This window comes from Bacteroidota bacterium (assembly GCA_030706565.1).
Lineage (GTDB): Bacteria > Bacteroidota > Bacteroidia > Bacteroidales > JAUZOH01 > JAUZOH01.
In genome coordinates this window covers 1-3,696 of the sequence record JAUZOH010000370.1, presented here as the reverse complement: position 1 = coordinate 3,696, position 3,696 = coordinate 1, and the positions used below count along the sequence as shown (strand labels likewise).

Annotated in this window: 4 protein-coding genes; all 4 read right to left on the bottom strand. The window is 33.4% G+C overall.

The annotated features are described in order from the left end of the window. Positions 1-194: 194 nt before the first annotated feature. Positions 195-500, bottom strand: a complete 306-nt coding sequence (locus Q8907_14220; GenBank protein ID MDP4275427.1) for a helix-turn-helix transcriptional regulator — start codon at positions 498-500, stop codon at positions 195-197. After that, positions 466-831: a type II toxin-antitoxin system RelE/ParE family toxin gene (locus tag Q8907_14215; GenBank protein MDP4275426.1), complete on the bottom strand. Its 366-nt coding sequence runs from the start codon at positions 829-831 to the stop codon at positions 466-468. Before Q8907_14215 ends, Q8907_14220 begins: the two co-directional genes overlap by 35 nt. A gap of 535 nt (positions 832-1,366) precedes the next feature. Beyond that, positions 1,367-1,909 (bottom strand): GNAT family N-acetyltransferase, encoded by a 543-nt coding sequence (locus Q8907_14210; protein ID MDP4275425.1) that lies wholly within the window; start codon positions 1,907-1,909, stop codon positions 1,367-1,369. A 203-nt stretch (positions 1,910-2,112) separates the two neighbouring features. Further along, complete coding sequence (locus tag Q8907_14205) at positions 2,113-3,366, bottom strand: serine hydrolase domain-containing protein (GenBank protein ID MDP4275424.1); 1,254 nt, start codon at positions 3,364-3,366, stop codon at positions 2,113-2,115. Positions 3,367-3,696: the final 330 nt, after the last annotated feature.

Here is a 3,696-nt window from a genome sequence, read left to right as displayed (position 1 = left end):
TTGTTGTTAAACTCTTGCTCTGCCAATGAAAATAGGGGAGCGGCTAAATAAATTTTTTTCATAACTAACCTAATGTTTAAGTGTATAACCGGGGGCGATCAAAGCATTCTGCCTGTATAATTATAAAAATACTTTTAAATGCCATGGTACGATCTTAGGTGGAGATAGCGCGTTTTTATTTTTCGATCAATCTATTAAAGTTTAATTGAAAGTTGTAAATGTCCATCTAAACCGAGTTCTACAATTTTTTGTAGAGTCGAAATACGAACTTCTTTAATATTATTTTCAATCTTTGATATATAAGACTTGGTTGTTCCTACTTTTTCAGCAAGTTCTTCTTGTGTTAATCCTTTTTTAAGCCGGGCTTCATGTATTAAAGCCCCTATTTTGAAATTTTCATATCCGGCTTCAAGTTTTTCGCGTTTTGCAGTCCCACGTTTGCCACAGTGCAAATCTTTGAACTGCTCAAGGGTCATTATGTTGTTTTTTCCCGTTTTCATATTCTTCCTTTATTTTTAGAGCCTTTTCAATTTCTTGTTTTGGAGTTCTTTGCGTTTTCTTTTGAAATCCACTTGCTAAAACCACCAATTTTCCTTGATCGAAAAAACAGAATATCCGAGAAATGTCACTACCAAATTGCACTCGAATTTCAAAAAGCCCATCCGTATTTTCAATATGCTTAAGATAAGTCTCCGGTATTCTTTGAAGTTCTTCTATTAAGTCAAAAGTCCAAAAAATCTTATCTTTAAACTTATCTCGTTGCTTTAGAAAGAACTCCTGAAAATAATCCTTATAAAAAATAATAGTAAGATATTTCTGTTTCTTATTCAAAGTTCAAAGGTATAAAATGTTGCACTTTAGGACAACATTTTATGCCTTTGTCTTATTAAGCCATAACAATATGAAAGATTTATACAGTTCGATTGACCTTATTTCAATTCAATCATTCTATTTTTATCCAGATAATGTGTTGCATATCTGTCCTTAATTGTTTTGTTACCGGATTTACTAAATCTTAACCGGCGATTTTTCATTTTGCCATATTGATTGTATCCAGTCCAAGAGCTTTTCAAACCCAATTCAATCGAATATTTCCTAATCGACTTATTTATCAAAGCAAGCTTGCTCAAATTTGCAGTACACACTTTTTCAAGATAATCAACCCGTCAAAATCTCCAGTCTTCATATTATTTATTTGTTAAGTAATTCAATTTCAGAAGTATATCTACTGTACAAACATACACTTTCTCATACCGGTTTTGATCAGCAAGTCTTTTTACCTCTTTTACAAGCTAAAAACGCTCGAAAACCACTAAACCCCGGATGTACTATACCATTTTTTGGCGCTGTTTTTATTTTTTAGTTGTTATAAATTTAATTTTTCCCAGTCTTTTTCAAGTATTGCGTAAATCAGGTCATCAACCCACTTACCCTTTATCAATAAACTCTCAACAAAATGAGCTTCTTTTCTAAATCCAATCCGTTCAACAAGTCGGATAGAGTTTTTATTTCCCGGGTCGATTGATGCAATAATCCGATGCTTAGTCAAATCATTAAATAAATAGTCAATCACTCTTTTTAAAGATTCTGTTGCATAACCTTTATTTTGAAACCTCTTATTTAAGGTACATCCTATTTCTGCTTGCCTGTTCTCCCTGTCCAAAAAGTGTATCCCTAAATCCCCAATAATCTTTTGTGACTCTTTTTCAATGATGACAAATTGAAACCAAGTTTCAGGTTCATTAATTTGTTTTGAAATTTTTCCAATAAAGATTTCTACATCATCAAGCGATTCGGGAATCCAACCTTGATATTTATTGGTCTCTTTATCACAACGGTATTCAAATATTCCAATTTTATCCTCAGGAATTATCGGTCTGATTATTAATCGTTTTGTTTCTAATTTCATTTTCTAATACATTTATGCTTCAATAGGTTCTATATTGCACACAACGGAAAGCGCATTGGCAAAGTGACGGATTGAATTGGACAAAAGTTTATTTTTCTGCTGCCTTTGTCCCGTCGCATTAAATGCAAATAAAACTAAAACTGAGATTGAAATTATTGATTTTTTCATTTTATAACTATAATCAGTTTTATATAGTTATAAAATCATTGAATTATTGAATGATACGCAAATTCTCTGAATTCTTTGCAAACCGGATAGTAAAAGTTTGGAACAAATTGTGTCATAAAAACCAATATCAACTCTTCTTTCGGGTCGATATAAAAATAAGTATTTGGAGTACCAGTCCACCAATATGAGCCCACAGAGCCAATGTTATTGGTTTGACTAACATCTTTCAACACGGCAAAACCTAATCCAAAACCCATTCCTGACATTAATCTGCCTAAAAAATCATCATCAGGCATAAGTTCATCTGTAAGTTGATTTGATGTCATAAGATCAACGGTTTTTCTCTTTAAAATTCTTGTTTCTTTATATTTGCCTTTATTTAGAAGCATTTGTGAAAAAATCATATAATCTCTGGCTGTAGAAAGAAGCCCTCCATTACCCCGCAAGCTTTTTACCGTTGCCGACACATTATTGATTTCGGGGATATTTAAGACTTTAATCCCTTTATCGCTTAGTCCGTAAACTGCAGAGACCCGATCGAGTTTGTCTTTGGGGACCGAATAACCGGTATCTGTCATTTTCAATGGGTTGAAAATTCGTTCTTTAAAAAACACATCTAATGGTTTACCGGATATTATTTCTACAATGTACCCCAATACATCGGTTGATAATCCGTATTGCCATCTTGTTCCGGGTTGAAATTGAAGAGGAATTTTGGATAATTTCTGAATTTCTTCTTTTAAGGTACCTTCATTAATATTCGCAACCCTGTACAAAGAATCCGTATAAGAATTTTCTGCTCCGCTACCCAGGCCCGAGGTATGGGTTAAAAGATTTTTGATAGTCATTTGCTTGTAAGGTTTCTCTAAGTGTAATCCATGAATATCCTTGGATGAAAGCACTTTTAGATCTTTAAATTCCCGTATATATTTAGAAACAGGATCATCCAACTGTAAACGTCCTTCATCATATAAAATCATGATAGCAACGCTTGTAACAGGCTTTGTCATCGAAGCAATCCTGAAAATAGCATCTAATTGCATCGGTTTGCCTTCATTCATATATCCATATTTTTGAAAACTAACCACATTTCCCTTACGGGCAATCATGGTGACCATTCCGGGAAGTTTCTTCTCGTTAACATATCTTTGCATAAGGGAGTCTATCCTGGTTAGACCCACCTTTGATAAACCAACTTTCTCCGGTTCAGATATAGATAATGATGTTTCCTGTTGGGAAAAACCATGTGCTGAAATAAAAAGTAAAAAATATAACAATATATTTTTCATACGTAAATAATTGATTTTAAGATGTCGTATGGAACTCCATATTTGCTGTTTTTATTTGTGTTTTGTGCTTTATCCGCAGACATGTTCGTTTCATCTCAAAAAAGAATTAATTTTCAATTTTACCATACCCCCTGCCGGTTGGCATATGGTGTGTTGCCTGATTCGATGCGCTATCATGTTCGGATACACAAAGTACCTAAAATGAACCGGCCCACGAAAGAGCACTATACCGGCAGCGGTGTTCATTATTCATTTGTGTTGAAATAATTAAAGCTGAAACAACTTTAAATATCTTTCTTTAAAGAAAAAACCAAATATCTTGGATTTCCC

What these genes read in the sequence shown, in the direction of transcription:
- Q8907_14220 (MDP4275427.1), bottom strand. Translation starts at nt 500, where the DNA reads ATGAAAACGGGAAAAAACAACATAATGACCCTTGAGCAGTTCAAAGAT.
- Q8907_14210 (MDP4275425.1), bottom strand. Translation starts at nt 1,909, where the DNA reads ATGAAATTAGAAACAAAACGATTAATAATCAGACCGATAATTCCTGAG.
- Q8907_14205 (MDP4275424.1), bottom strand. Translation starts at nt 3,366, where the DNA reads ATGAAAAATATATTGTTATATTTTTTACTTTTTATTTCAGCACATGGT.